The sequence below is a fragment of the Bradyrhizobium sp. 1 genome (genome assembly GCF_023073315.1).
Classification (GTDB): Bacteria; Pseudomonadota; Alphaproteobacteria; order Rhizobiales; family Xanthobacteraceae; genus Bradyrhizobium.
In genome coordinates, this window is the sequence record NZ_JADPJH010000033.1 from 117,329 (window position 1) to 142,321 (window position 24,993).

Annotated in this window: 22 protein-coding genes; 11 read left to right on the top strand and 11 right to left on the bottom strand. The window is 63.4% G+C overall.

The window, feature by feature from the left end:
* Window positions 1–58: 58 nt before the first annotated feature.
* From IVB29_RS25565 to ugpC, 4 genes are all read right to left on the bottom strand, one after another.
* Window positions 59–934 (bottom strand): carbohydrate ABC transporter permease, encoded by an 876-nt coding sequence (locus IVB29_RS25565; RefSeq protein ID WP_247506173.1) that lies wholly within the window; start codon window positions 932–934, stop codon window positions 59–61.
* A 2-nt stretch (window positions 935–936) separates the two neighbouring features.
* On the bottom strand, window positions 937–1,875 hold the full coding sequence (locus IVB29_RS25570; protein WP_247506975.1) for a sugar ABC transporter permease: 939 nt from the start codon (window positions 1,873–1,875) through the stop codon (window positions 937–939).
* Window positions 1,876–1,951: 76 nt separating this feature from the next.
* Window positions 1,952–3,265, bottom strand: a complete 1,314-nt coding sequence (locus tag IVB29_RS25575; RefSeq protein ID WP_247506174.1) for an ABC transporter substrate-binding protein — start codon at window positions 3,263–3,265, stop codon at window positions 1,952–1,954.
* Window positions 3,266–3,325: 60 nt separating this feature from the next.
* Window positions 3,326–4,387 carry a sn-glycerol-3-phosphate ABC transporter ATP-binding protein UgpC gene (gene ugpC, locus IVB29_RS25580; protein WP_247506175.1) on the bottom strand — a complete coding sequence of 354 codons (1,062 nt, stop codon included), beginning with the start codon at window positions 4,385–4,387 and terminating at the stop codon, window positions 3,326–3,328.
* A 201-nt stretch (window positions 4,388–4,588) separates the two neighbouring features.
* Between ugpC and IVB29_RS25585 the strand changes: the two genes are divergently transcribed.
* The 7 genes from IVB29_RS25585 (at window position 4,589) to IVB29_RS25615 (ending at window position 10,997) form a co-directional block, all read left to right on the top strand.
* Window positions 4,589–5,689: a LacI family DNA-binding transcriptional regulator gene (locus IVB29_RS25585; RefSeq protein WP_247506176.1), complete on the top strand. Its 1,101-nt coding sequence runs from the start codon at window positions 4,589–4,591 to the stop codon at window positions 5,687–5,689.
* A 123-nt stretch (window positions 5,690–5,812) separates the two neighbouring features.
* Window positions 5,813–7,642 (top strand): IlvD/Edd family dehydratase, encoded by a 1,830-nt coding sequence (locus tag IVB29_RS25590; protein WP_247506177.1) that lies wholly within the window; start codon window positions 5,813–5,815, stop codon window positions 7,640–7,642.
* A 133-nt stretch (window positions 7,643–7,775) separates the two neighbouring features.
* A complete protein-coding gene (locus tag IVB29_RS25595) occupies window positions 7,776–8,507 on the top strand; it encodes an SDR family oxidoreductase (protein WP_247506178.1) in 732 nt (243 codons plus the stop codon).
* Between the two features lie 17 nt (window positions 8,508–8,524).
* Window positions 8,525–9,271, top strand: a complete 747-nt coding sequence (locus IVB29_RS25600; protein WP_247506179.1) for an SDR family NAD(P)-dependent oxidoreductase — start codon at window positions 8,525–8,527, stop codon at window positions 9,269–9,271.
* A 7-nt stretch (window positions 9,272–9,278) separates the two neighbouring features.
* A complete protein-coding gene (locus IVB29_RS25605; protein ID WP_247506180.1) occupies window positions 9,279–9,671 on the top strand; it encodes a GFA family protein in 393 nt (130 codons plus the stop codon).
* A 159-nt stretch (window positions 9,672–9,830) separates the two neighbouring features.
* Window positions 9,831–10,511: a site-2 protease family protein gene (locus IVB29_RS25610; RefSeq protein WP_247506181.1), complete on the top strand. Its 681-nt coding sequence runs from the start codon at window positions 9,831–9,833 to the stop codon at window positions 10,509–10,511.
* A gap of 63 nt (window positions 10,512–10,574) precedes the next feature.
* Entirely contained in the window at window positions 10,575–10,997 is a 423-nt protein-coding gene (locus IVB29_RS25615; RefSeq protein WP_247506976.1) for a hypothetical protein, read from the top strand.
* Here the strand turns inward: IVB29_RS25615 and IVB29_RS25620 are convergent.
* The 6 genes from IVB29_RS25620 to IVB29_RS25645 form a co-directional block, all read right to left on the bottom strand.
* A complete protein-coding gene (locus tag IVB29_RS25620; protein WP_247506182.1) occupies window positions 10,985–11,815 on the bottom strand; it encodes a TonB family protein in 831 nt (276 codons plus the stop codon). The two genes, IVB29_RS25615 and IVB29_RS25620, sit on opposite strands and share 13 nt — an antisense overlap.
* Window positions 11,816–11,824: 9 nt before the next feature.
* Window positions 11,825–12,289, bottom strand: a complete 465-nt coding sequence (gene exbD, locus IVB29_RS25625; protein WP_247506183.1) for a TonB system transport protein ExbD — start codon at window positions 12,287–12,289, stop codon at window positions 11,825–11,827.
* Between the two features lie 3 nt (window positions 12,290–12,292).
* Complete coding sequence (gene exbB / locus IVB29_RS25630) at window positions 12,293–13,234, bottom strand: tonB-system energizer ExbB (RefSeq protein ID WP_247506184.1); 942 nt, start codon at window positions 13,232–13,234, stop codon at window positions 12,293–12,295.
* Window positions 13,231–13,920, bottom strand: a complete 690-nt coding sequence (locus IVB29_RS25635) for a Fe2+-dependent dioxygenase (RefSeq protein WP_247506185.1) — start codon at window positions 13,918–13,920, stop codon at window positions 13,231–13,233. The genes exbB and IVB29_RS25635 overlap by 4 nt, the downstream gene beginning before the upstream one ends.
* 2 nt (window positions 13,921–13,922) lie before the next feature.
* Complete coding sequence (locus IVB29_RS25640; RefSeq protein ID WP_247506977.1) at window positions 13,923–16,343, bottom strand: TonB-dependent receptor; 2,421 nt, start codon at window positions 16,341–16,343, stop codon at window positions 13,923–13,925.
* A 211-nt stretch (window positions 16,344–16,554) separates the two neighbouring features.
* Window positions 16,555–16,794 carry a hypothetical protein gene (locus IVB29_RS25645; protein WP_247506978.1) on the bottom strand — a complete coding sequence of 80 codons (240 nt, stop codon included), beginning with the start codon at window positions 16,792–16,794 and terminating at the stop codon, window positions 16,555–16,557.
* A 396-nt stretch (window positions 16,795–17,190) separates the two neighbouring features.
* Here IVB29_RS25645 and IVB29_RS25650 point away from each other — a divergent pair, with 396 nt between their 5' ends.
* From IVB29_RS25650 to IVB29_RS25665, 4 genes are all read left to right on the top strand, one after another.
* Entirely contained in the window at window positions 17,191–18,363 is a 1,173-nt protein-coding gene (locus tag IVB29_RS25650) for an efflux RND transporter periplasmic adaptor subunit (protein WP_247506186.1), read from the top strand.
* Window positions 18,360–21,503 carry an efflux RND transporter permease subunit gene (locus tag IVB29_RS25655; protein WP_247506187.1) on the top strand — a complete coding sequence of 1,048 codons (3,144 nt, stop codon included), beginning with the start codon at window positions 18,360–18,362 and terminating at the stop codon, window positions 21,501–21,503. Before IVB29_RS25650 ends, IVB29_RS25655 begins: the two co-directional genes overlap by 4 nt.
* Window positions 21,504–21,567: 64 nt before the next feature.
* A complete protein-coding gene (locus tag IVB29_RS25660; protein ID WP_247506188.1) occupies window positions 21,568–22,140 on the top strand; it encodes an invasion associated locus B family protein in 573 nt (190 codons plus the stop codon).
* Between the two features lie 160 nt (window positions 22,141–22,300).
* The gene (locus tag IVB29_RS25665; protein ID WP_247506189.1) at window positions 22,301–22,603 is read left to right on the top strand and encodes a hypothetical protein; all 303 of its coding nucleotides are present in this window, start codon (window positions 22,301–22,303) and stop codon (window positions 22,601–22,603) included.
* A gap of 13 nt (window positions 22,604–22,616) precedes the next feature.
* Here the strand turns inward: IVB29_RS25665 and IVB29_RS25670 are convergent, their stop codons facing one another.
* Window positions 22,617–24,905, bottom strand: a complete 2,289-nt coding sequence (locus IVB29_RS25670; protein WP_247506190.1) for an arylsulfatase — start codon at window positions 24,903–24,905, stop codon at window positions 22,617–22,619.
* Window positions 24,906–24,993: the final 88 nt, after the last annotated feature.

A 24,993-nucleotide genomic window follows, 5' to 3' on the forward strand; every position in this document is an offset into this window, starting at 1 on the left:
ACTCCTTCTTATTGGCCGGGACGCACCGCTCCTGACGCGCCCTCGGCAGGCCCCGCGATCATTCCTTCACGGCGCCGGTCATTGCCGACACATAGTACTCCACGAAGAAGGAATAAAGGATAACTACGGGGACCGAGCCAGTCAGGGCCGCCGCCATCAGCGCGCCCCAATGGTAGACGTCGCCGTTGACGAGCTCGGTGATGGCGCCGACGGGGATGGTCTTGTTCTCGGACGAGGAGATGAAGGTCAGCGCGTAGATGAACTCGTTCCAGGACAACGTAAAGGCGAAAATTCCCGCCGAGATCACCCCCGGAAGCGACAGCGGCAGCGTAATTTTCATCAGGATCTGGAGCCGCGTCGCTCCGTCGATCAGTGCGCACTCCTCCAGCTCGTAAGGAATGGTACGGAAATAGCCCATCAGCAGCCAGGTGCAGAACGGGATCAGGAAGGTCGGATAGGTCAGGATCAGCGCCAGATTGCCGTCGAACAGGCCGAGCTGGAACACGGTCGCCGCCAGCGGAATGAACAGGATCGACGGCGGCACGAGATAGCCCAAGAAGATCGCAAGGCCGACATAGCGCGAGCCCTTGTAGCGCAGACGTTCGATCGCATAGGCGGCGCAAACGCTGGCAAACAGCGAGATGAAGGTCGAGGACACCGAGACGATCACGGTGTTCCACATCCAGAGCGGATAGTCGGTGTCGAAGAACAGCTTCTTGATGTGCTCGAATGTCGGGTGCACGATCCAGAACGGATTGTACTTCTCGTAGTCGTACATCTCCGCGTCCGGCTTGAACGTCGCGATCGCCATCCAGTAGAACGGGAACAGCAGGAAGCAGATGATCAGGCCGAGCGGAAGGTAGACGCGGAGAAACCTCCGCGGGAAGCTCTCGAGGTAGTCCATTCCGACGCTTTGGTCGTCCGTCGTGGTCATGGTCAGTCCCTCCCGCCCTGCTGCCAGCGGGAACGCTGAAGCCCAAAGAAGCTGAGCAGGATCGCCGCGACAAGGAACGGAATCATCGCATTCGAGATCGCCGCGCCCTCCCCGAGATTGCCGCCGGTGATGGCGCGCTGGAACGAGAGCGTCGCCATCAGATGCGTGGCATTGATCGGCCCGCCCCGCGTGATGGTGTAGATCAGCTGGAAGTCGGTGAACGTCATCAGCACCGAGAACGTCATCACGACCGCGATGATCGGCGACAGCATCGGCAGCGTGATGTGGCGGAAGCGCTGCAGATTGGTGGCACCGTCGAGATTGGCGGCCTCATAGAGCGAGGGCGAGATGGTCTGTAGTCCGGCCAGCAGCGTGATCGCCACGAAAGGTACGCCGCGCCAGATATTGGCGGCGACGACCGACCAGCGCGCATTCCAGGGATCGCCGAGGAAGTCGATGTAGCGTGTGATCAGGCCAGCCTTGAGCAGCACCCAGGAGATGATCGAGAACTGGCTGTCATAGATCCACCAGAACGCGATTGCAGAGAGCACCGTCGGCACCACGAAGGGCAACAGCACGATGGCGCGGATCATCGACTTGAACGGCAGCCGCTCGTTGAGCAGCAGCGCGAGGTAAAGACCGATGGCGAATTTCACGATGCTGGCGGCGAAAGTGTAGAAAATGGTGTTGAACACCGAGAGCCAGAACACCGAATCCTTTGCCAGCGAGACGAAGTTCCCAAAGCCGATGTAGCGCCCGACCCCGCCGATCTTGGTATCGGTCATGCCAAGCCAGAGGCCCAGCGCCAGCGGGTAAGCCAGAAACAGAATGAGAATGGCGATCGCCGGCACCATGAACATCGCGCCGAGAAAATTTCGGCTCTCGAATGCTCTGGTCCACATGCTGCTGCGCTTGACCTGCGCAACAGCGGACTCGGCCATAACTGCCATCTCGGATTCCCTCTCAACGAATAGCCACGGCGTCCGGCGAACCGGACGCCGCGCAGATTGGAGCTGATCAGACCTGGTAGTAGCGCTTGGCGCGCTCGGCGGCGCGGGCTGCGGCTTCCTTCGGCGTGGCCGAACCGGTCGCCGCTTCAGCGAACATATCAACCACGACGAAGTCGCCCATGACGGCGGCCGAGGCGTAGCCGAGATCGCCGGCATAGCCGTTGTCGCGGCAACGCTTCAGGCAGTCGCGATACGGCGTGATCTTGGGATCGGAGACCCAGACCGGATTGTCGTTGTAGGCCGGCAGCGGCGGCGAGACGTAGCCGTTGGAGGCGACTTCCCAAGCGTCGTAGTTCTCCTTGTCCATCATGAACTTGATGAATTCCTTCACCGCCTTCGGATACTTCGAGTGCTTGTAGCCGTAGTAGACCAGGATGTTCTGCTGCTCGGTGGACACGCCGACGGGACCGATCGGCATCGGCGCGTGGTTCATGTCCTTGGCGATCTCCTGCTGCTTCGGATCGGGCGAGTTCTTGCCGACCGTCCAGATCGAGATGCCGTTCAGGGTCAGACTGAGTTCGCCGTTGAGGAACGCCTTGTTGTTGTTCGAGTCGTTCCACGACAGCACACCCGGGATAAACGTCGCGTAGAGCTGCTTGACGTATTCGAGCGCCGCAATGGTCTCCGGCGAGTCGATCACGACCTCGTTCTTGTCGTTGACGACCTTGCCGCCGAACGCCCACAGCGCCCACTGGCACCAGCCGTTGGCGTCGCCCGTGGCATGGCCGAGCGCGAAACCGGCCGGCGTGTTGTTCTTCTTCAACGCCTGGCACAGCTTGAGGAAGCCGTCGGTGTCCTTCGGGAATTCATCGAAGCCCGCGGCCTTCACGTGGCTGATGCGGTAATTCAGGCAGCCGCCGGTCGCGCCCTGCGGAATGGCGATCCAGCTGTTGCCCTTCTTGCCGTAGCGCTCGGCGACCGGATACCAGCCGCCATACTGCTTGCCGAGATAGTCGGCAACGTCAGTCATGTCGATCAGCTTTTCCGGGAATTTGTGCGGATCGTCGAGCGTGCCGATGATGAGGTCGGGACCGGCGCCGACATTGGCAGCGACCGCGGCCTTCGGCCTGATGTCATCCCAGCTCTCGGCCTCGAGCTTCACCTTGACGCCGGTCTTTTCGGAAAACTTCTTGGCCTGCTCGGCGAACTTGTCGTACTCGGCCTGGATGAACTGCTTCCAGCGCAGCACGCGGATGGAGGCGTTCGCCTCCGGCACATTGGTCCACTCAGCCGCATGCACCGGGACGATGCCCGGGCCGGCCAGCAACGCTGCGCCGCCCAGGCCAGCTTTAAGCACACTTCGCCTGTCGAAATTGCTCATCGTTCTCTCCCTGAATTTTATATTTGTATTGTTTGGTAGTTCGGCAGTCCTTCGGCGTCGCTACAGGCGTTTGCCCGTCGCGTCGTCGAACAGATGAACCAGCGACGGTTCAGGCTTCAGCTTGACCTTGTCGCCCGGATTGAACTGATGACGCTCGCGGAAGACCGCGACGACCTGCTCGCCGCCGACCTTCGCGAACACCTGTGTCTCCGAGCCGGTCGGCTCGACCACGACGATCTCGGCATCGGCACCGTCGTCCGCGATGGTGAAATGCTCCGGACGCACGCCATAGACGACAGGACGCCCGTCGGACGCCGCCGGCGCGCTCTTGAGCGGCAGCTTGACGCCGTTCGGTCCCTCGAAGGTTGCAACGCCGTTGACGCGCACATGACCCTTGAGGAAGTTCATGGCGGGGGAGCCGATGAAGCCGGCGACGAACTGGTTTTCCGGCTTGTCATAGAGCTCGAGCGGCGTGCCCATCTGCTCGACGATGCCGTCATGCATGACGACGATCTTGTCGGCCATGGTCATGGCCTCGATCTGGTCGTGGGTCACGTACACGGTCGTGGTCTTGAGCCGCTGATGCAGCTCCTTGATCTCGGTGCGCATGGCGACGCGGAGCTTGGCGTCGAGGTTCGACAACGGCTCGTCGAACAGGAACACCTGGGGATCGCGCACGATGGCGCGGCCCATCGCGACGCGCTGGCGCTGGCCGCCGGAGAGCTGGCGCGGATAGCGATCGAGCAGCGGCGACAGCGCGAGGATTTCGGCGGCGCGCTTGACGCGCTTGTTGATTTCGTCGGAGCCCGCGTTGCGCAGCTTCAGCGAGAAGCCCATGTTCTCGCCGACGGTCATGTGCGGATAGAGCGCGTAGTTCTGAAACACCATCGCAATGTCCCGCTCCTTGGGCTGGACATTGTTGACGACGCGGTCGCCGATCGAGATCGTGCCGGAGGTGATGTTCTCGAGGCCTGCGAGCATGCGCAGGAGTGTCGACTTGCCGCAGCCGGAGGGGCCAACCAGGACGACGAACTGGCCATCCTCGATCGGAATCGAGACGCCGTGCAGGACTTCAAAATTGCCAAACGATTTCCGCACGTCGCGGATTTGCACAGACGACATCCAGCTTCCTCCTCGAAAGTCGACGACGCCTCTAGCGCCGCGACCGTCTTGTTTTTTCAGACTTCACCGACGAAGCCCGATCTTAGCAGGCGACATTGTCGGCAGTTTGTGCGGTTTTGGCAATTTGTCTTTGGTTAGTCGTTGCTGGTAGCGCTGTCAACGATCCTTTGGTTTCGGGAATGGCTATGCTATGAGCAACAAATGGGTCGAAAACGCACCAAGTCAGGCAAAATCCGGCTGGCGGAAGTCGCCGAGCTTGCCGGCGTCAGCCCGATTACTGCGTCCCGCTTCTTCCGTAATCCGGAGGCGCTATCGGTCGCCAAGCGGACCCGGGTCGAGAGTGCGGCCAACGAGCTCGGCTATGTGCCGAACCTTGCGGCACGCGCGCTGGCCTCGCAACGCACCGAAGTGATCGGTGTCTTGATTCCGTCACTGACCAACAACGTGTTTTCCGACGTGCTGCGCGGCATCTACGATGCCTATGAGGGCAGCCGCTACTCGATCCAGTTGTCCAACACACGCTACAGTATTCTCCAGGAGGAGAGACTGCTGCGCCTGTTTCTCGCGCAGAAGCCGGCCGGGCTGATCGTCACCGGCATCGACCAGACCACGGAATCGCGGGCGATGCTGGAGGCGGCCGACTGCCCGATCGTCCAGATCATGGAGATCGGCCCCAACCCGGTCGACATGATGATCGGCTTTTCGCACTATGATGCAGCGCGTGCGGCGATTGCGCACCTGTTCGCGCAAGGCCACCGCAAGATCGGTTTCATCGGCGCGCGCATGGATCCGCGGGTGCAGCGGCGGCTGGACGGATATGTCTCGGCGATGAAGGAAGCGGACCTGTTCGAGCAGCGCCTCGTCGTCACGACCGCGACGCCGACTTCGGTCACGCTCGGCGGCACCCTCTTCACCGATCTGCTGGGACGCGAGCCCGGCATCGATGCGGTGTTCTGCGCCAACGACGACCTTGCGCTCGGCGTTCTGTTCGAATGCCGGCGGCGGGAGATCGCAATCCCCGAGCAGATCGCGATCGTCGGCTTCAACGATCTCGAATTCATGGCCTCCGCCGTCCCGACGCTGACCAGCGTGCGCACCAACCGTTATGAGATGGGCAAAACGGCCGCCACCATGCTGATCGAGGCGATCGACGGACGGCGCCCGGAGCAGCCGGTGCTCGACCTCGGCTTCAAGGTGATCGAGCGGCAAAGCTCATCGTCGCGGCATCAGGACAGCAGACCGGCCGCATCAGGCGGCGGCGCGCAGAACAAAATGGTAGCGTTACCAAGTGGCCATGACTAGTATCGAACTTGTGAGGAAACGACCCATCAACGGGCAGGCAAACCATCGCTCACGCCGTTGGGCATCGCACAAGCCGACAGCTTAAGACCCGACGCCAGTGCGTTTGCATTGCAGGAGAAACCAATGACAAAAAAGCCAACCAATGGGCACGCGCCCGCCGGTAACGGCACCCGCCGCCACCTCCGCTCGCAGGAATGGTTCAACAATCCGCATAATCCGGGCATGACCGCGCTCTACATGGAGCGCTATCTGAACTACGGCCTCACCCGCACCGAGCTTCAGTCCGGCAAGCCGATCATCGGCATCGCCCAGACCGGCAACGACCTCTCTCCCTGCAACCGCCACCATATCGAGCTGGCCCACCGCGTCCGCGAAGGCATCCGCGAGGCCGGCGGCATCGCGATGGAATTCCCGACCCATCCGATCCAGGAGACCGGCAAGCGCCCGACCGCGGCGCTCGACCGCAACCTCGCTTATCTCGGCCTGGTCGAGATCCTCTACGGTTATCCGCTCGACGGCGTGGTGCTGACCACCGGCTGCGACAAGACCACGCCGGCCTGCATGATGGCCGCGGCGACCGTCAATTTGCCGGCGATCGTGCTGTCGGGCGGCCCGATGCTGAACGGCTGGCACAATGGCGAGCGCACCGGCTCGGGCACCATCGTCTGGAAGTCGCGCGAGCGGCTCGCCGCCGGCGAGATCGACTATGAAGAGTTCATGGAGATTGTGGCGTCCTCGGCGCCCTCGGTCGGGCATTGCAACACCATGGGCACGGCGTCGACCATGAACGGCCTGGCCGAAGCGCTCGGCTTCTCGCTGCCGGGCTGCGCGGCGATCCCCGCCCCCTATCGCGAGCGCGGCCAAATCGCCTACGAGACCGGTAAGCGCGCCGTCGAGATGGTCTGGGAAGACCTCAAGCCCTCGGACATCCTGACCCGCGAGGCGTTCGAGAACTGCATCGTGATCAATTCCGCGATCGGCGGCTCGACCAACGCGCCGATCCACATCAACGCGCTGGCGCGCCACATCGGCGTCGAGCTGTCGATCGACGATTGGCAGAAGGTCGGCCACGACGTGCCGCTGCTGGTCAACATGCAGCCGGCCGGCTTCTACCTCGGCGAGGAATTCCACCGCGCCGGCGGCGTTCCGGCCGTGGTGCGCGAGCTGATGAAGCACAAGCGCATCCACGAGAACGCGGTCACCGTCAACGGCCGCGGCATCGGCGAGAACTGCAAGGATGCGCCCGCACCCGACAACGACGTGATTTATGCCTACGACAAGCCGCTGGTGAAGGACGCCGGATTCCTGGTGCTGAAGGGCAATCTGTTCGACTCCGCGATCATGAAGACCAGCGTGATCTCCAAGGAATTCCGCGACCGCTATCTCAGCAACCCCAAGGACCTCAACGCGTTTGAAGGCCGCGCCATCGTGTTCGAGGGTCCGGAGGATTATCACGCGCGGATCGATGATGCTTCGCTCGACATCGACGAGCACTGCGTGCTGTTCGTCCGCGGTACCGGTCCGATCGGCTACCCCGGCGGCGCCGAAGTCGTGAACATGCAGCCGCCGGCAGCCCTGATCAAACGCGGCATTCACTCCCTCCCCTGCATCGGCGACGGCCGCCAGTCCGGCACCTCGGGCTCTCCGTCAATCCTGAACGCCTCGCCGGAAGCCGCCGCCAATGGCGGGCTTGCGATCCTCAAGACCGGCGACAAGGTGCGCGTCGACCTCAACAAGGGCAGCGCCAATATCCTGATTTCGGACGACGAGGTGAAGAAGCGTCACGCCGAGCTGATGGCCGATGGCGGTTTCAAGCATCCGGCGAACCAGACGCCGTGGCAGGAGCTTTATCGCAACACCGTCGGGCAGCAATCGACGGGTGCCTGCATGGAGCTCGCGACGCGCTACCAGAACGTCGCCGGCACGTTTGGTGTGGCGCGGGATAATCACTAGCAGCCACACCGTCATTGCGAGCGAAGCGAAGCAATCCAGAGATATCTCCACGGAGACAGTCTGGATTGCTTCGTCGCAAGAGCTCCTCGCAATGACGTGGGGTTAGCATTGGAACGACATAAAGGAGAAAAAAATGGCAGACCGCCTCAAGGGAAAACGCGCCGTCATCACGGCTGCCGCGGCCGGCATCGGGCGCGCATGCGCCATCGCATTCGCGCGTGAAGGCGCAACCGTCATCGCCACCGACATCAACGAAGCCGGCATCGCGGGCCTGACCAAGGAAGGCATCGCCGAAGTCGCAAAACTCGACGTGCGCAACACCGCCGACGTCAACGCCTTCGCCAAGCGGATCGGCAAGATCGACATCCTGCTCAACGCGGCGGGATTCGTGCACCACGGCACCATCCTGGAATGCTCGGAAGAGGATTTTGATTTCTCGTTCGATCTCAACGTCAAGTCGATGCACAGGACCATCAGGGCCTTCCTGCCCGACATGCTCGCGGGCGGTGGCGGCAGCATCGTCAATATCTCGTCCTGCGCCGCGCTGCGGCCGCCGGCCAACCGTTACGTTTACAGCTCGTCGAAGGCTGCTGTGTCGCTGCTGACCCGCGCAGTCGCGCTCGACTTCATCACCAAGGGCATCCGCTGCAACTCGATCTGCCCCGGCACCGTCGAGACGCCGTCGATGCTCGGCCGCGCTGCCGCGCAAGGGCCGCAGGGCAAGGAGATGTTCGTCTCCCGCCAGAAGATGGGCCGGCTCGGCACCGCCGACGAGATCGCATCCATGGCGGTCTATCTCGGCAGCGACGAGAGCGCCTTCACCACCGGTGTCGACCTCGTCGTCGACGGCGGCTACATGCTCTGACGCCAGAGGCCCCCAGCATGAACAAGATCGATCTCAACGGCCGCGTCGCTGTCGTCACCGGCGGCGCGCAGGGCTTTGGCCGCGCCATCACCGAGCGCTTTGTCGCCTCAGGCGCCAAGGTCGCGATCTGGGATTTTGACTCTGGCCTCGCCGAAAAGACCGCAAAAGAGATCGGCGACAACGTCCGCGTCTTCAAGGTCGACGTCACCGACACCGCAGGCGTCGAGCAGGCCCGCGATGCGACGCTGGCCGCCTTCGGCAAGATCGACATCCTCGTCAACAATGCCGGCATCGCCGGGATCAACAAGCCGGTCTGGGAGACCGAGCTGGAGGAATGGCGCAAGGTGCTGCGCATCAACCTTGACGGTCCCTTCATCGTCTGCAAGGCCATCGTGCCGACGATGCTCAAGCAGAAATACGGGCGCATCGTGAACATCGCCTCGATCGCCGGCAAGGAGGGCAATCCCAACGCCTCGCATTATTCGGCCTCCAAGGCCGGCCTGATCGCGCTGACGAAGTCGCTCGGCAAAGAATTGGCCGCACACGACATCCTCGTGAATGCGGTGACGCCGGCAGCCGCGAAGACCGCGATCTTCGACCAGATGACGCAGCAGCATATCGACTTCATGCTGTCGAAAATTCCCAAGGCACGCTTCGTGCTGGTGGAAGAGCTCGCCGCAATGGCGGCCTGGCTCGCATCCGAAGACTGCGCGTTTTCGACCGGCGCCGTGTTCGACATCTCGGGCGGACGCGCAACCTATTGAGGCGGCCATGATCCGGGAAGGTGGATGCCTGTGCGGCGCGGTGCGGTTCAAGGCGGAAGGCGAGCCGCTCAACGTGCGCATCTGCCATTGCCGCATCTGCCAGAAGGCGATGGGCTCGCCCTATTTTGCTCGCGCGCAGTTTGACCAGCGTGCACTGACTGTCGAGGGCGACACCGAGCGCTATGCCTCGTCCGAGAACATCGACCGCGTGTTCTGCAAGCGCTGCGGCACGCGCCTGTTCTCCTGGCGGCGCAACGGCACGCTGGCGGGCGTCTCGCTCACGACCTTCGACGACCGCAACGCCTTTGCGCCGACCGAGCACATCTGGGTCTCGGAGAAGCTGGCGTGGCTGAAACTCGAAGACGGCCTGACGCAATATCCGGGGACGATTCCGGCATAGATCCGGTCCTGTATAAATTTGCACGGCGGCGCGCTGGGGCGATTTCCTTGCAACGTAGTATTTCGGAACCCGCGACCCTATCTTGAGCTGACGGGTTGCCCCCACCACCGGATCGGCCGGGTTGGCTGCAAGGCCGCAAGCGAACCGGGACGGACGAGCGTGAACGTTTCCCTTTATGAACTCTCCGTGTGGGTGCTGCCGCTGGTGCTCGCGATCACTTTTCACGAGGCCGCGCACGCCTTTGTCGCGGACCGCCTCGGTGACAACACGGCCGCTCAGCTCGGCCGGGTCAGCTTCAACCCGCTGCGCCACATCGATCCGTTCGGCACCGTGATCCTGCCGGCGATGCTGCTGTTCGCGCATTCGCCGTTCCTGTTCGGCTACGCCAAGCCGGTGCCGGTGAATTTCCGCAAGCTCAACAACCCCAGGCTCGACATGGTCTGGGTGGCGCTGGCCGGGCCCGCCACCAACATCCTGCTGGCGCTCGCGGCGGCCCTCGCCCTGCACGCCCTGCCCTTGGCACCGGCCGGCTCGGCGCAGTGGATCTTCGACAACCTCAAGAATGCGCTGCTGATCAACGCGGTCCTGGCGGTGTTCAACATGATGCCGATCCCGCCGCTCGACGGCGGGCGCGTCGCGGTCGGGCTGCTGCCGCGGCCGCTCGCCCTGCCGCTGGCCCGGCTCGAGCCGTACGGGATGCTGATCCTGATCGGCCTGTTGATCCTGCTGCCGCTCGCGGGCTCGCAGTTAGGTCTAAATCTTGATGTTATTTCAGCAATACTGCGAACGTTGACCGGTTATGTGATTCAGGCTGTTCTCTTTCTGACCGGCAATGCGTAGTTGATCAGAACACCCGAATACAAAGCCGAAGGGCCAGAGGCCGACTTGGTCAAAGCTGCCGATATGCTGATCGCGCGACGCGCGGATACCCGTGCCCGCGCCGATTTTGCCACCTGGAAGATGATGGCCAAGCTCAACGGCTCGTCTGCGCTGCCTCCGGAGGCCCAGGAATTCCTCGCGAGCTACAAGAACCTGCTGGCGCAGATGAGCGAGGGCGCGGCCACCGAGGCCACCATCGGCGCGATCTACAAGGCCTATTATGCCGAAATGGGCGGCGCGGGAACCCCGCCGGACGTCCGCACCCGCGCGGCTGAGCCGGCAGCGGACAATGTTACCGCCTTCCGCCGCCCGGAATCGAAGCCGAAAAAAACTGGCTTCTTCGGGAAGATGTCATCCGGCGGAACCCAGCCACGGCCACTCCCGGTGGCACTGATCTTCGCCTGCCTGGTCGTGGTCTATGTCGGGATCCGGCTTTACTGGCGCTGAGCCGACTTCTTCTTTTTCTTCTCCTCCGACGGAGGCTTGAAGACGATCTCGACCGTGCGCTCGATCCGATCCTCGGTCAGCCCGGCCGGCGGCTGCGGGAACGGGTCGGACTTGCGGACCATGGCGATCGCGGCGGCATCGTAGGCCTTATCCCCTGACGACGTCGCGATATCGACCGACAGCACGTTGCCCCTCCGATTGAGCGCAAAGCTCACCTTGGCCGTCTCGTTGTGAGGGTCCTTGCCCTCCGGATTGACCTTGTGCGCCGAAAGATGCGCGCTGACCTTGCGGTTCCAGTCGGCGGTCAGCTTCAAAAGGTCCTTGCCGATGCCGAGCACCGGCGCCATGGCCTTCTCGCCCTCGCGCGTGGCATCCTCAAAAGTCTGCCGTTCCATCGCAACCGACTTCTGCGATGCCTCCATGGCCGGCGTCTCGACGGCGGCGATCTTCGGATCCTCGTCCTGCTCCTTCTTCGCCTTGTTCTCGGTGACGAGGCGATCGGCTTCCTCGACCTGTTGCGGCCGGTCCTGCGGCAGGTCCGTCTCTTTGACCTCAGCCTTCTGCTCGGGCATCTCCGGGCGCTCTTCCTGCTCCTCGGAATCCTGGGGCCCAGGCGCCCTGTCGGACTCCTGAGCCGGCGGCGACGTCATCTCGACCGCGAACTCCGCTCCCGCAGCGCCCAGCCCTTCGTCGCCATCGTTGGCCTGCAGCTTGGCGAGTGCGAGCGCAGCGCCCCCGACATGGAGGACGATGGCCGCCATAGCCGCCAGGATCCAAAGCCGCCGGGATGATCTGGGTTCGAGCTCGAGGTCGGACATGACAAGTCTCTAAGGCTGGGGAGTGCCCGCGGCAGGCGCTCCAGCCGCCGTGGGAGGCCCCTCAAGCGCAACCAGCTTCACCTTCGTGTAGCCGCCGGAGCGCAATAGCTCCATGACGCCCATCAGCTCGCCGTAAGGAACGGACCGATCAGCACGCAGGAAGACATACTTGTCCTTGCTCATGTCGGACATCGAGTCGAGGGTCGCGATCAGTTCGGCCCGGTTAACGGAATCCTCGCCGATCGCAAGCGCCATGTCACTCTTGATGCTGAGATAGGTCGGCTTGTCCGGCTTCTTCTGCGGCATCGCGCTCGACGTTGGCAGATCGATCGGCAGGTCGACGGTAGACAGCGGAGCTGCGACCATGAAGATGATCAGCAGCACCAGGATGACGTCGATGAACGGCGTGACGTTGATGTCATGCGTTTCCGAGAAATCGTCGTCGTCATCGTTGTCCGTGAGCGAAACGGCCATGGGTCACTCCGCCGCGCGCGAATGCACGCTGCCGTGGCTGCGATCGAGATCGCGCGAGAGCAGCCGCCCCGCCGCGCCCGAGGCACGGCTGACGAGCTCGAGATAGCTCTTCGTCACGCGCGAGAAGTGATTGTAGATGATCACCGCAGGGATCGCGGCGACGAGGCCGATCGCGGTCGCCAGCAGCGCCTCGGCGATGCCGGGCGCGACCACCGCGAGGTTGGTCGTCTGCGATTTCGAGATGCCGATGAAACTGTTCATGATGCCCCAGACCGTGCCGAACAGGCCGACAAAGGGCGATGTCGAGCCGATGGTCGCGAGCACGCCCATGCCGATGCGGATGCGCCGCGCCTCCGCGCGCACGATCTCCTGGAAGCTCGAGGCGGCGCGCTCCTTGATGCCGGTATCGCTGGACAGGCCCGCCGACATCCGCGCCTCGCGCAACGCCGCCGCCAGGAAGGACGGCAGGATGCCTTCCTTGGCGCCGAGCGCCATCTGCGCTTCCGCAAGCGAACGCACCTCCGCGATCTTCTTCAGCGCCGAACGAAGTTTTGCAGACGCGACCGACAGCTCGACCGACTTGGCGATGAGGACGGTCCAGGTCATCAGCGATGCGAAGGCGAGCCCGATCATCACCGCTTTGACGATGATGTCCGCCGACATGAACATCACCCAGGGTGACAATTCCTTCATGGCCGGCACACCAATAGACACCGTGTCGGGCTTCGCGGCGGGGGCTGCTCGCGATGCCGTCTGGGCAGAGGCAGCGGTCGAAGCCGCAGGCGCCGTTGCCGATGGCACGGAAGCCGGGCTGGCCGGGGACGACTGGACCTGCGCCGGCGCCGTCGGCGCAGGTGGTGTCTGGGCGGAAACAGGCGCCGCGAGCCAGGCGGCCGCCAGAATGGCGGCTGCGGCAAGGCTTGCTTGGAAGGACATGATCTTCATACTTCGGCCCAGTAGCGAATGAGGTTGTGATAGATACCCGTCAATTTGACCGTTTCGGGATCGTCACGCCCGAGCCGTCCCACCAGCGCCTGTATCGCGGTGTCGAGGTCAAAGATCATGCTCCGGGCTTGATCGTCCCGTATCATGCTCTGAAGCCAGAAGAAAGACGCAACCCGTACTCCCCGGGTCACCGGCGTGACGAGATGCAGGCTGGTCGAGGGATAGAGCACGCAGTCCCCTGCTTGCAACTTGACTTCGTGCGAACCGTAGGTGTCCTCGATCACAAGTTCGCCACCGTCATATTCCTCGGGCTCGCTGAGGAACAGGGTGACCGACAGATCCGTGCGGATGCGAAGGCCGGTCAGGCGGTCGCCGCGGATGGCATTGTCGACGTGCAGGCCGAAATGATGGCCGCTGTTCGCCGCATAGCGGTTGAACAGCGGCGGAAAGATCTGGAGCGGGATCGCCGCCGCCAGGAACCGCGGGTTCGCCGTCAACGCCGAGATGATGCGGTTGCCGAGCTTGCGCGCGACCTCGCTATCCGGCGGCAACTGCTCGTTGCGCTTGACCATTGCTGACTGCGCGCCCGCGGTGGAACGGCCGTCTTCCCATTCGCTGGCGTCCATAATGCGGCGGAACTCCGCCACATCTTCCTTGCTGAGAACGCCAGGCAGACACGTCAACATGTTCAGAACTTCGCCGTCGTCACGATGTAGAACGCCCTGCCCGGCGCGACCGCCACGAACGGCGCCGCACTGCGATAGAGCGTGTCGTAGTAGAGCTTGTTGGTGAGGTTCTGCGCATAGAACTTCATGGTCCAGTTCTTGTCGATCTTCTTCTCGACGAACGCATCGAAGCGCCAGTAGCTCGGGATCAGCGTGCCGGTGTTGGCGCCGAAGGTGCCGCCATAGACCTTGGAGCGGAACACCGCCTGGCCGCCGACCTCCCAATCGCCGTCGAACTTGTACTTGGTCAAAAGGCTGAACGACTGGTGAGCGACGTTGGCGAGCTGCAAGCCGACATTGCCCGGGATGTTGCTCTTGGTCACCTTCGAGTCCATCAGCACGATGCCGCCAAAGATGCTCCAGCGGTCGGTCAGCTTGCCGCTGGCCTCGATGTCGATACCCTGGATCTGGTACGCTGCACCCGACGTCAGCGTTGTTCCGACAGTCTCACGCGCATTGTCCTTGGTGGTCCGGAACAGCGCGCCGCTCACCAGCAGGTGACGGTCGAACAATTCCCATTTGGTGCCGACTTCCGCCGCCTTGTTCTTCTCGGGTCCGAGGATCGTGGTGTTTGTCGGCGAGTTCGAGCCATAGTCAGCGCCGGTTGCATCGAGCTCGGAGCCGAACGGATTGGTCGATGTCGCATAGGCCGCATAGAGGCTGCCGATCGGAACGGGCTTGTAGACGATGCCGGCGTTGTAGTTGACGAAGTCCGAGTCGACGCTGCTCGAAGCCGCGGCAATCGACGATTTCAGCTTATAGCTGTCCCACCGCACGCCGCCGTTCAAGATGATGGTGTCTTCCCAGTTCGCGGTGTCCATCGCGTAGACGGCGCCACTGTCGACGTTGTAGCGGGTCGGATCGCCGGTCAGCACGGGGTTGAACGGGCCGGGGCTGTAGGTGTAGCCGGGCGAGTACATGTTCTGGAGGGGCAGAGCTCCACTGCTGCTGAATCCCGATCCAAACGCCTCCGACGCAAGCCCGTTGTAGCGGCCGATTCCGATGCGCTCGTTCGAGACCTCGAGCCCGGTCACCGCCGTGTGCTTGACCGATCCGGTGTTGAACTTGAACGTGGCGTCTTCCTGGTTGGCGATGACGTCGACCCACTGATTGCGGCTCTGCGCGCTCGCGGTGATCGTCCACTTGGTCGGATCGGGGTCGGTCGTGATGGGCGACTGCGGCAACGTCCCGATGTATTCCAGCGTCGACTGCTCCATGCGAGTCCGGCTGGTCAGGGTGATGTTGTTGGTCGGCTTATATTCTGCCGTCAGCGTGCCGAAATCCTGCCGCGCGGTCTGGAAGTCGCGATTGAGGAGTCCGTACCAGGTCCCACGCGGAATGCCTGCTTCAGTGGCCGGCGCGTTGCCCTGCTTGTAGTAGGGCACACCGAAATCCGGGTAGCCGCTGAGGTCGGTGTGGACGTAGTTCGTGGTGATCTTGAAGTCGTTGGTTGGGGCATATTTGGTCGAGATGAAGGTGCCCCATCGATTGTCGGTCACGTAGTTGCGACCGGCGACATTGGCGTCCTGGAACAGGCCGCCGACGCGCACCGAGAAGGTCGGGTCGATGACCTGGTTGACGTCGATCGTGACGCGCTTGGTCATGTCGGTGCCGAAGGTGGTCTCGGCGTTCTGGAAGTTACGATCGGTCGCCTGTTTGGTGACGATGTTGATGGCGCCGCCCGCAGTACCGCGGCCCGCATAGGACGAGGCCGGGCCGCGCAGGATCTCGAGCTGCTCGGTGAAGAAGTTCTCGCGGATGGACACCGCGGGATCGCGGATGCCGTCGATGAAGACGTCGTTGCGCGCATCGAAGCCGCGGATGAAAAAGCGGTCGCCGAACGCATTGCCGCCTTCGCCCGAGCCGAGCGTCACGCCGGCAGTCGAGCGCCCAACCTCCCTCAGTGACGTGGCGTTCTTGTCGTCCAGCACTTCCTTGCTGAGCACAGTGATAGTCTTCGGCGTGTTCAGAAGTGGCTCAGGAAACTTGCCCGAGGCCTGGACACGGTCGATCTTGTAGGGCGCCGCCGGATCGGCATAGGGATTGCCGTCGGGGGCACCCGACGGCGTGGCGGGAGCAGCCTGCTGCGCCGCCTGCTGGCGCTGCGCGGCGCGGCGAAGCGCGTTGCGCGCGCGGACCTGATCCGCCGTGGGCTTGGAAGCCGTCGGACGTGGACGCGCGACGGGAGCATCGACCGTCACCGGCGGCAGGTTCGACTGCTGAGCCTCTGCACCGCTCGACACCGACGCCACCGCGATCAGGCTCGCGACGGCCGAGACCTTCCTGCCGGAAATGCCCGCGGACTTCTCGTCCACCGGATTGAACGCTGCCACCGCACGCAACGACTTCGGTGCGACCACCTGCCCCATTACACCACGCCCCATCTTCATGTTCGCTCATTCACTTCGATGAGCGATTAGGCTGTTGGTATCGGTGGCAAAATAGTGGGTCAATGCGGGCAAGCCGCGAGAACGCTTGAATAAGTCCAGATCAAAACGATTCTAAACTGTAGTTTGAAACGGTTCTAAACGTAGATTGGACTCGTTCTAAAACGAACGCGAGAAATGCCGCTGAATCAGCGCTCGCGTGCAGCCGTCAATCGCTGCTCGGCGGCTTCATCAGCGAGAACAATTCGTCGATGCTCTTTTGCGCCACCGCGCGCACACGATCGCTGTTGTCCATGCCGGCGATGTTGACGCCGTTGACGACCGCTTTGATCTCATCGCGGAAGTCGGTGAGGAAGCGCAAGGGATCGCGCTGCTCGTTGGCGACGCGCGCGATCAATCCCGTGATCAAGATCTGACACGCGATCAGCTTGCCGTTCAGTTCGTCCATCATACGCTCCCCTTGTAGCGGGGCCGATATGACCGATGCCGATTTTCCTGACAACCGAAACGCCGCCCACCCGACTTAGAACCGTTCTCGAAAAGCGCAAATGCTGCGGCTCCGGGTCAAGCGATGCGCGACCTTCTCCAAACCCGTTCCGCTCCATCCACACCGTCTACGAGTGCTGCCTAATTTTTGCACGCTGATGGTTTGCGCCGGGAAAATGCAGCCTGCACACCGACGCGCCAGACGGTTGCCTAAGCAGTGCAAAGCTTTCCAATTGTTTAGGATTCTCAGCCGATAGTGCTGTTTACACTGGAACTTGGCGTGTATTATACAAGCGCGCTGGAACCCTATGATTGCCCCACAATTTGTCGTTTTGGGCATACGAGCCAACGAGCCGATATGAAAAAATCACGGCCGATACTCTGGATTGTCATCATCGCGGCCGTGGGTACCGCCGGTTACTACGGTTGGCAGAAATACGGCTCGCCCGAGGCCGGAAAAACCCAGACCGCACAGAAAGGCCCGCCCCGCCCGGCCGCCATTCCCGTGAGCGTCGCACCGGTCCAGAAGGCCGATTTCCCGGTCTACCTGACCGGTCTCGGCACGGTGCAGGGTTTCAACACCGTACAAGTCCGGACAAGGGTTGACGGCCAGATCGACAAGATCGCCTTCACCGAAGGCCAGATGGTCAACCAGGGCGACTTGCTGGTCGAGATCGACCCGCGCCCGTTCCAGGCCGTGCTCGACCAAGCCAAGGCCAAGAAGCAGCAGGACGAGGCCAATCTCGCCAACGCCAATCTTGATCTTCAGCGCTACACCAAGCTCGGCGAATTCGCGACGCGGCAGCAGACCGACACCCAGCGCTCCACCGTCGCCCAGCTCACCGCCCAGATCGCCGCCGACGAGGCCTCGATCTCCAACGCCCAGACCCAGCTCGACTACACCCAGGTCAAGGCGCCGATCACCGGCGTCGCCGGCCTGCGCCAGGTCGACATCGGCAACATCGTCAATTCCTCGACGCAGACCGGCATCGTCACGATATCGCAGGTCGAGCCGATCTCGGTGATCTTCACCGCACCGGAGGATCAGCTCCCCTATATCAGCGAAGGCCAGAAGGCCGGCGCGCTGAAGGTGATCGCGTACACCACCGACGGCAAGAAGACGCTGGCCGAAGGCAAGCTTGCCGTCATCAACAACCAGGTCGATACGTCCAGCGGGACTATTCGGCTCAAGGCGGTGTTCGACAACAAGGACCACACGCTGTGGCCCGGACAGTCGGTTTCGACGCGCCTGCTGGTCCGGACGCTGAAGGATGCGACTGTGGTTCCGGATGACGCGGTTCAGCATTCGACCAATGGCCTCTACGCCTATACCGTCAATCAGGACAACAAGGCCGAAGTGCACAAGATCAAGGTGAGCTACGCCATCGACGGACGTTCGGTCGTCGACGAAGGCCTCACGCCCGGGCAGCAGGTCATTACCGGCGGCCAGTTCAAGGTGCAGCCCGGAAGCGTTGTCTCGACGGCCGTGGCTAGCTCGGATCCAAGCCAGAACAAGGTACGACAGGAATGACCGAGGGCGGGATTTCGGCACCTTTCATCCGTTATCCCATCGGCACCTCGCTGCTGATGGCCGGCATTCTCTTCGTCGGTCTCGTCGCCTATCCCCTGCTGCCGGTCGCGCCGCTGCCGCAGGTGGACTTCCCGACCATCCAGATCACGGCCAATTTGCCGGGCGGCAGCCCGGAGACGATGGCCTCGTCCGTGGCGCAGCCGCTGGAGCGCCAGTTCGCGCAAATCCCCGGCATCGCCCAGATGACCTCGACGAGCTATCTCGGCACCGCCTCGATCACCATCCAGTTCGACCTCAACCGCAGCATCGACGGCGCCGCCAACGACGTGCAGGGCGCGATCAACGCCGCCAGCGGCCAGTTGCCGAAGAACCTGCCCTCGCCGCCGACCTATCGCAAGGTCAACCCGGCCGACGCGCCGATCCTGCTGCTGTCGGCGACGTCGGAGACGATGCCGCTCACCAGCGTCAGCGACGCCGTCGACGCCCAGCTTGCCCAGCAGATCAGCCAGCTCTCCGGCGTCGCGCAGGTCTTCATCGGCGGCCAGCAGAAGCCCTCCATCCGCATTCAGATCGACCCGGCAAAACTCGTCGCCAAGGGCCTGTCGATGGAGGACGTGCGCAGCCAGATCGCGATCACCACGGTCGATAGCCCCAAGGGCAACATCGACGGACCCAAGCGCGCCTACACGATCTACGCCAACGACCAGCTCACCCAGTCCAAGGACTGGAACGACGTCATCATCGCCTATCGCAACGGCGGCCCGTTGCGAATTCGCGACATCGGCCAGGCGGTCAGCGGCGCCGAAGACGCCAAGCAGGCGGCCTGGGCCAACGGCAAGCGTGGCGTGTTCCTGGTGGTGTTCAAGCAGCCGGGCGCCAACGTCATCGAGACCGTCGACAGGATCAAGGCGACGCTGCCCCGCCTCGTCGCGGCGATCCCGCCCGCGATCAAGATCGAGCTGATCAGCGATCGCACCACGACGATCCGCGCCGCCGTCGAAGACGTCCAGTTCACGCTGCTCCTGACCATCGGCCTCGTGGTCATGGTCATCTTCGTCTTCCTGCGCAGCTTCTGGGCGACGGTCATTCCCACCATCACGGTTCCGCTGGCGCTATTGGGCGCGTGCGCCCTGATGTGGGTCTGGGGCTATTCGCTCGACAATCTGTCGCTGATGGCGCTCACCATCGCGGTCGGATTCGTCGTCGACGACGCCATCGTGATGCTCGAGAACATCACGCGTTATATCGAAGAAGGCGAATCGCCGATGGCGGCGGCCTTCAGGGGCTCCAAGGAAATCGGCTTCACCATCGTCTCGATCAGTATCTCGCTGGTCGCGGTGCTGATCCCGCTGCTGCTGATGGGCGGCATCATCGGGCGCCTGTTCCGTGAATTCGCCGTCGTGCTGGCGATGACCATCTTCGTCTCGATGTTCGTGTCGCTGACGTTGACGCCGATGATGGCCTCGCGCTTCCTGCGCGCCCATGGCGAGGTCACCCACGGCAAGTTCTACCAGTGGAGCGAAGCCGCTTTCGACGGGATGCTGCGCGGCTACGAATATGTGCTCGACCATGCGATGGCCTGGCGCCGCACCACGCTCACGATCTTCTTCGCCACGCTCGCTTTGTCGGTCTATTTGTTCATCCTGATTCCGAAGGGCTTTTTCCCGCAGCAGGACGTCGGCCTGATCACCGCGACCTCCGAAGCCTCGCAGGACATCTCCTTCGCCGAGATGCAGCGGCGCCAGGTCGAGCTCGGCAAGATCGTGATGGAAGATCCCGATATCGCCACGATCGCGATGAACATCGGCGGCAGCGGCCGCGCCGGCAACAACGGCAACATGTTCATCACGCTGAAGCCACGCGACCAGCGCGAGGCCTCGGCACAGCAGATCATCGCGCGACTGCGTCCCAAGCTCGAGAAGGTGTCGGGCGCCCGCCTCTACATGCAGGCGGCCCAGGACGTCCGGCTCGGCGGCCGGCCGACGCGCACGCAGTTCGAATTCACCCTGCAGGATGCCGATCTCGTCGAGCTCAACGACTGGGCGCCGAAGATTCTCGCCAAGATGGCGACGCTGCCGGAGCTGCGCGACGTCGCGACCGACCAGCAGACGCAAGGCACCACGGTCCAGCTCAAGATCAACCGCGACACCGCCGCCCGCTACGGCATCCAGCCGCAGCTGATCGACGACACGCTGTATGACGCTTTCGGACAGCGGCAGGTCACGCAGTATTTCACCCAGCTCAACACCTACAAGGTGATCCTCGAGATCCTGCCCGAGATGCAGGGCAGCCTCGAGAGCCTGAACAAGCTCTATCTGAAATCCCCGCTGACCGGCGACCAGGTGCCGCTGTCGACCTTCGCGACCTGGTCCACCGATCCGGTCCGGCCGCTCTCGATCAGCCACCAGGGCCAATTCCCGGCGATCACGATCAGCTTCAATCTCGGCCAGGGCGTCGCGCTCGGCCAGGCCACCGAGGCCGTGCAGAAGGCGATGGCCGATCTCGGCGCACCGCCGACGCTGAATTCGAGCTTCCAGGGCACCGCACAGGCGTTCCAGCAGTCGCTCGGCACCGTGCCGCTGCTGATCCTCGCAGCCCTCGTCGTGGTCTATCTGATCCTCGGCATTCTCTACGAGAGCTACATCCATCCGATCACGATTCTATCGACCCTGCCCTCGGCCGGCGTCGGTGCGCTCGCGATCCTGATGGCGGCCGGCTTCGAGTTCAGCCTGATTGCCTTGATCGGAGTCATCCTGCTGATCGGCATCGTGAAGAAGAACGGCATCATGATGGTCGACTTCGCGATCGCCGCCGAGCGCGACGGGAGGACACCAGAGGAATCCATCCGCCAGGCCGCGCTGCTGCGCTTCCGCCCGATCATGATGACCACGATGGCCGCGCTGCTCGGCGGTGTGCCCTTGATGCTCGGCCACGGCACCGGCGCCGAAATCCGCCAGCCGCTCGGCTACGCCATGGTCGGCGGCCTGATCGTCAGCCAGGCGCTGACGCTGTTCACGACGCCCGTCATCTATCTCTATCTCGACAGGCTCAACAACTGGTTCTCTGACTGGGGCCGTTCGGATGACGACGAAGGCCACGAGACGCCCGAGCACGGCACCGTCAAGCAAGCCGCCGAGTAAGCTTGCACCACGGCTCCCGCGACGCTACAGCGGGGCCCTCGGTTCACGCCAACGTGGTTTCGTCATGCTCATGCAATTCCGACTTGTCGCCCTCGCCGCCGCGCTCCTGTTGTCGACGGGCACCGCTTATGCCCAGCAAGGCGCCAAGAAGAACGCTGCCCCTCCTGCCCCGGCCGCGCAGCCCGCGCCCGCCCCGACGCAGCCACAGGCTGACGGTGCTCCGGCGCAGCAGGCGGGCTGGGTCGTACGCTGCACCAGCGTCAGCCGCGATGCGCCGCTCGAATGCGCGATGGAGCAGAACGCGGTGCTGACCAAGACCGGCCAGACCATCGTTCTGATCAACATCCGCATCGCGCCCGACACCCGCACGCCGGTGGCGCTGCTGCAATTGCCGCTCGGCCTCAACCTGCCCGTCGGCGCAAAACTCCAGGTCGACGAGGGCAAGGCGGTCGACCTCCAGATCCAGACCTGCGAGAACCGCGGCTGCTACGCCTCGACGCCGATCGCACCAGACCTGCTCGCAACCTTGCGGTCAGGCAAGCAGTTGAAGGTCGCCTTCCAGAACATGGCCAAGGAGACCATCGCGATCCCGATGCCGCTGGGTGATTTCGGGGCGGCCTACGACAAGATCAAGTAAGCCGCGCTTTCCGGTAGCGCCGGGCGGCTTCCCGAGCCGCCCTTGCTGGTCTACCCTGCCGCCGCAGTCAGGTCCCCTGCGTCGGCGGTGAAGCATGGCAAACCAAAGGTCAGATCCCAATCGGCTTGGTCTTTTGATCATCCTGCTTGGAATGATTGGCGTGACCGAGGTCGCCGAGGCGCAGTCGCAGCCGCCGGCTCCGCCTACGATCAATAACGTCAAGGTCCGGCCCAGCTACGAGCGAACCGACAGTGGTTGGTCGCCGACACCCTATGTCGGCAAATCGCTGCCCGCCTCCGATGTGAAGCACGTTCGCACCTCACACGAACGAATGACGGGAAGCGGCAATGGCATTCTCAACGCCTCAGACGCCAACCGCATTCGCACGACGCGCGAGCGCGCGACCGATGATTCCACTCCTCCGGCTTTCGCGCCGCTGATCCCGCCTCCCGGCCAGCAGTAAGTGCGCGTAGTGCTTACTGCCGTGCCATCTGCGCATTGCCGACGGCATCGCCGTCGAGCTTCTGATCGTTGTGCATGGTGACGGTGACGCGCGAGAGCCTGCCCTCGAATTCGAACGGCGCCTCATAGTGCGACACCGGGCTGCCGCGGTCGCGGCCGATGTCGAGGCCGGACCACGAGATCAGCGTGTGGAAGCCGAGCTGGGTCTGGAGTGAGCCCACCGCCTCGCCGTCGATCAGCAGCGTGTATGCGGTGAGGCCGGTGCGCGAGCCTTTCGCGGGCGGCTCCTTGCGCAGGAGACGCTCGACGTGCACCCCGAGCCGCCGCGCGCCTGACGGCACTGTGTGCTCAGAACGCACGATCTGGTGGCTGCCACCGATGTTGAGGTCGTGCACGAGATGGCCATCGCTGACATAGAGGCTGTAGCCCGAGGTCGCATCGCCATGCGAGATCAGCACGCCGTCGGCGCCCTGCTCGTCGATCTCGACATGCGCCTCGATGGTGTAGCTGCGGCTGCGAACGTCGGGCGCGACGTCGGTCGGCACGTGCCCCATGCCGGCGTGGAAGACGAAATGGTGACGCGCACCGTGGAAGCGCGCGGCGTTCTCGGCAAAGCGAGGGCCGAAGCGATCGTCGAGCGGCAGCACCTTGTGCTTCTCGGCCTCCGCCCACCATGTCGCGATCATCGTTGTCAGCCGCTCCGGCTCCTTGGCCGCAAGATCGTTGGTCTCGGAGAAGTCCTCGTCGAGATGGAACAGCTCCCATTTGTCGCTCTCGAACGGCGTGCCCGACGGATGGAAAGCAACCGCCTTCCACCCCGCCTGCCAGAGACCGCGATGACCGAACATCTCGAAATATTGCGCCGAGCTTTTTGAGGGCGCGGACGCATCGTTGATCGAGCGCGCAAAGCTCTCGCCTTCAAGCGGCATCTGCGAGCAGCCCGCGATCGTCTTGGGCGGCTCGATGCCGATCAGTTCCAGCAGCGTTGGCGTGAGATCGCTGGCGTGGACGAACTGGTGCCGCAGCTCGCCCTTGGCTGCGATGCGCTTCGGCCAGTTGACGACGAAGGGATCGCGGATGCCGCCGCCATGGGTGTTCTGCTTGTAGCGCCGCAGCGGCGTATTCGACGCCATCGCCCAGCCGTGCGGGAAATTGCTGTGGGTGTCGGGCCCGCCGATATCGTCGATACGGCTGAGCTTTTCCGCGATCGGCTCCGGCTTGAAGTTGAACGGCCCCATCGCGTTGACGAAGCCGAGCGGCCCACCCTCCTGGCTCGCGCCATTGTCGGACATCACGATGATCGCGGTGTTGTCGCGGATGCCGGCCGTCTCCAGGAACGCGACGAGGCGCGCGAGATGGCGATCGGAATGGTCGAGCATGCCGGCGAAGGCTGCCTGCAGGCGGGTAAAGACGCGACGTTCATCGGCCGAATGCTCCTCCCAGCCCTTCACGCCGTCATTGCGCGCCGGCATCCGCGTATCCTGCGGCACCAGCCCCATCGCTTTCTGACGCGCGAGACGCTGCTCGCGCTCGACGTCCCAGCCGTGCGCGAACGAGGCGTCGTAGCTCGTGATGATGTCCTTCGGCGCCTGATGCGGCGCGTGGCAGGCGCCGAGCGCGACCCAGGTCAGCCAGGGAACGTCCGGACGATCGGCGACGTGATCGCCGATGAAGCGGATCGACTGGTCGATCAGATCCTCGGTCAGGTGATAGCCGTCGGCATAGGTGCCGGGCGGATCAATGTGCGTGTTGTCGGAGACGAGCTCGGGTGCGTACTGGTCGGTCTCGGCGTCGAGGAAGCCGTAGAAGCGGTCAAAACCGCGCCCGAGCGGCCAGCCGTCGAACGGTCCGGTGGCGCCGCTCTCGGTCAGCGGCGTGACGTGCCATTTGCCGACCATGTAATTGCGATAGCCGTGCACGCGCAGCATCTCGGCGAGCGTCCCCGCCTCGCGCGCGATCTTGCCGCGATAACCGGGATAGCCCGAGTCGAAATTGGCGAGACAGCCGACGCCGACCGAATGATGGTTGCGCCCGGTGAGCAGCGCCGCGCGCGTCGTCGAGCACATCGCCGTGGTGTGGAAGCCGCTGTAGCGCAGGCCCTCCGCGGCGAGCCTGTCGATGGTCGGCGTCTTGATCGCCGAACCGTAGCAGCCGAAATCGGAGAAGCCGACATCGTCGAACAGCACGACCAGGATGTTCGGCGCGCCTTCGGGTGGCCTCGGCGCTTCCGGCCACCAGGGTTTTGAGTCAGCAACCGTCTTGCCGACGATGCCACGGAACGGCGTGCCGCTGCCTGCGCTCATCTGCTCCTCCCTGTGCATTTGGCCGCCGCGGTTGACCTGCGGCATGCTCCTGAATTATAATCCGAATTATGATTAGGATTTAGCGCGA

Coding starts and splice junctions, on each gene's coding strand:
- IVB29_RS25590 (WP_247506177.1), top strand. CDS start 5,813: ATGACAAAAAAGCCAACCAATGGGCACGCGCCCGCCGGTAACGGCACC.
- IVB29_RS25635 (WP_247506185.1), bottom strand. CDS start 13,920: ATGTTGACGTGTCTGCCTGGCGTTCTCAGCAAGGAAGATGTGGCGGAG.
- IVB29_RS25575 (WP_247506174.1), bottom strand. CDS start 3,265: ATGAGCAATTTCGACAGGCGAAGTGTGCTTAAAGCTGGCCTGGGCGGC.
- IVB29_RS25600 (WP_247506179.1), top strand. CDS start 8,525: ATGAACAAGATCGATCTCAACGGCCGCGTCGCTGTCGTCACCGGCGGC.
- IVB29_RS25620 (WP_247506182.1), bottom strand. CDS start 11,815: ATGTCCGACCTCGAGCTCGAACCCAGATCATCCCGGCGGCTTTGGATC.
- IVB29_RS25615 (WP_247506976.1), top strand. CDS start 10,575: ATGCTGATCGCGCGACGCGCGGATACCCGTGCCCGCGCCGATTTTGCC.
- exbB (WP_247506184.1), bottom strand. CDS start 13,234: ATGAAGATCATGTCCTTCCAAGCAAGCCTTGCCGCAGCCGCCATTCTG.
- IVB29_RS25585 (WP_247506176.1), top strand. CDS start 4,589: ATGGGTCGAAAACGCACCAAGTCAGGCAAAATCCGGCTGGCGGAAGTC.
- IVB29_RS25565 (WP_247506173.1), bottom strand. CDS start 934: ATGACCACGACGGACGACCAAAGCGTCGGAATGGACTACCTCGAGAGC.
- IVB29_RS25605 (WP_247506180.1), top strand. CDS start 9,279: ATGATCCGGGAAGGTGGATGCCTGTGCGGCGCGGTGCGGTTCAAGGCG.
- IVB29_RS25595 (WP_247506178.1), top strand. CDS start 7,776: ATGGCAGACCGCCTCAAGGGAAAACGCGCCGTCATCACGGCTGCCGCG.
- IVB29_RS25645 (WP_247506978.1), bottom strand. CDS start 16,794: ATGGACGAACTGAACGGCAAGCTGATCGCGTGTCAGATCTTGATCACG.
- IVB29_RS25650 (WP_247506186.1), top strand. CDS start 17,191: ATGAAAAAATCACGGCCGATACTCTGGATTGTCATCATCGCGGCCGTG.
- IVB29_RS25570 (WP_247506975.1), bottom strand. CDS start 1,875: ATGGCCGAGTCCGCTGTTGCGCAGGTCAAGCGCAGCAGCATGTGGACC.
- ugpC (WP_247506175.1), bottom strand. CDS start 4,387: ATGTCGTCTGTGCAAATCCGCGACGTGCGGAAATCGTTTGGCAATTTT.
- IVB29_RS25670 (WP_247506190.1), bottom strand. CDS start 24,905: ATGAGCGCAGGCAGCGGCACGCCGTTCCGTGGCATCGTCGGCAAGACG.
- IVB29_RS25640 (WP_247506977.1), bottom strand. CDS start 16,343: ATGGGGCGTGGTGTAATGGGGCAGGTGGTCGCACCGAAGTCGTTGCGT.
- IVB29_RS25660 (WP_247506188.1), top strand. CDS start 21,568: ATGCTCATGCAATTCCGACTTGTCGCCCTCGCCGCCGCGCTCCTGTTG.
- IVB29_RS25655 (WP_247506187.1), top strand. CDS start 18,360: ATGACCGAGGGCGGGATTTCGGCACCTTTCATCCGTTATCCCATCGGC.
- exbD (WP_247506183.1), bottom strand. CDS start 12,289: ATGGCCGTTTCGCTCACGGACAACGATGACGACGACGATTTCTCGGAA.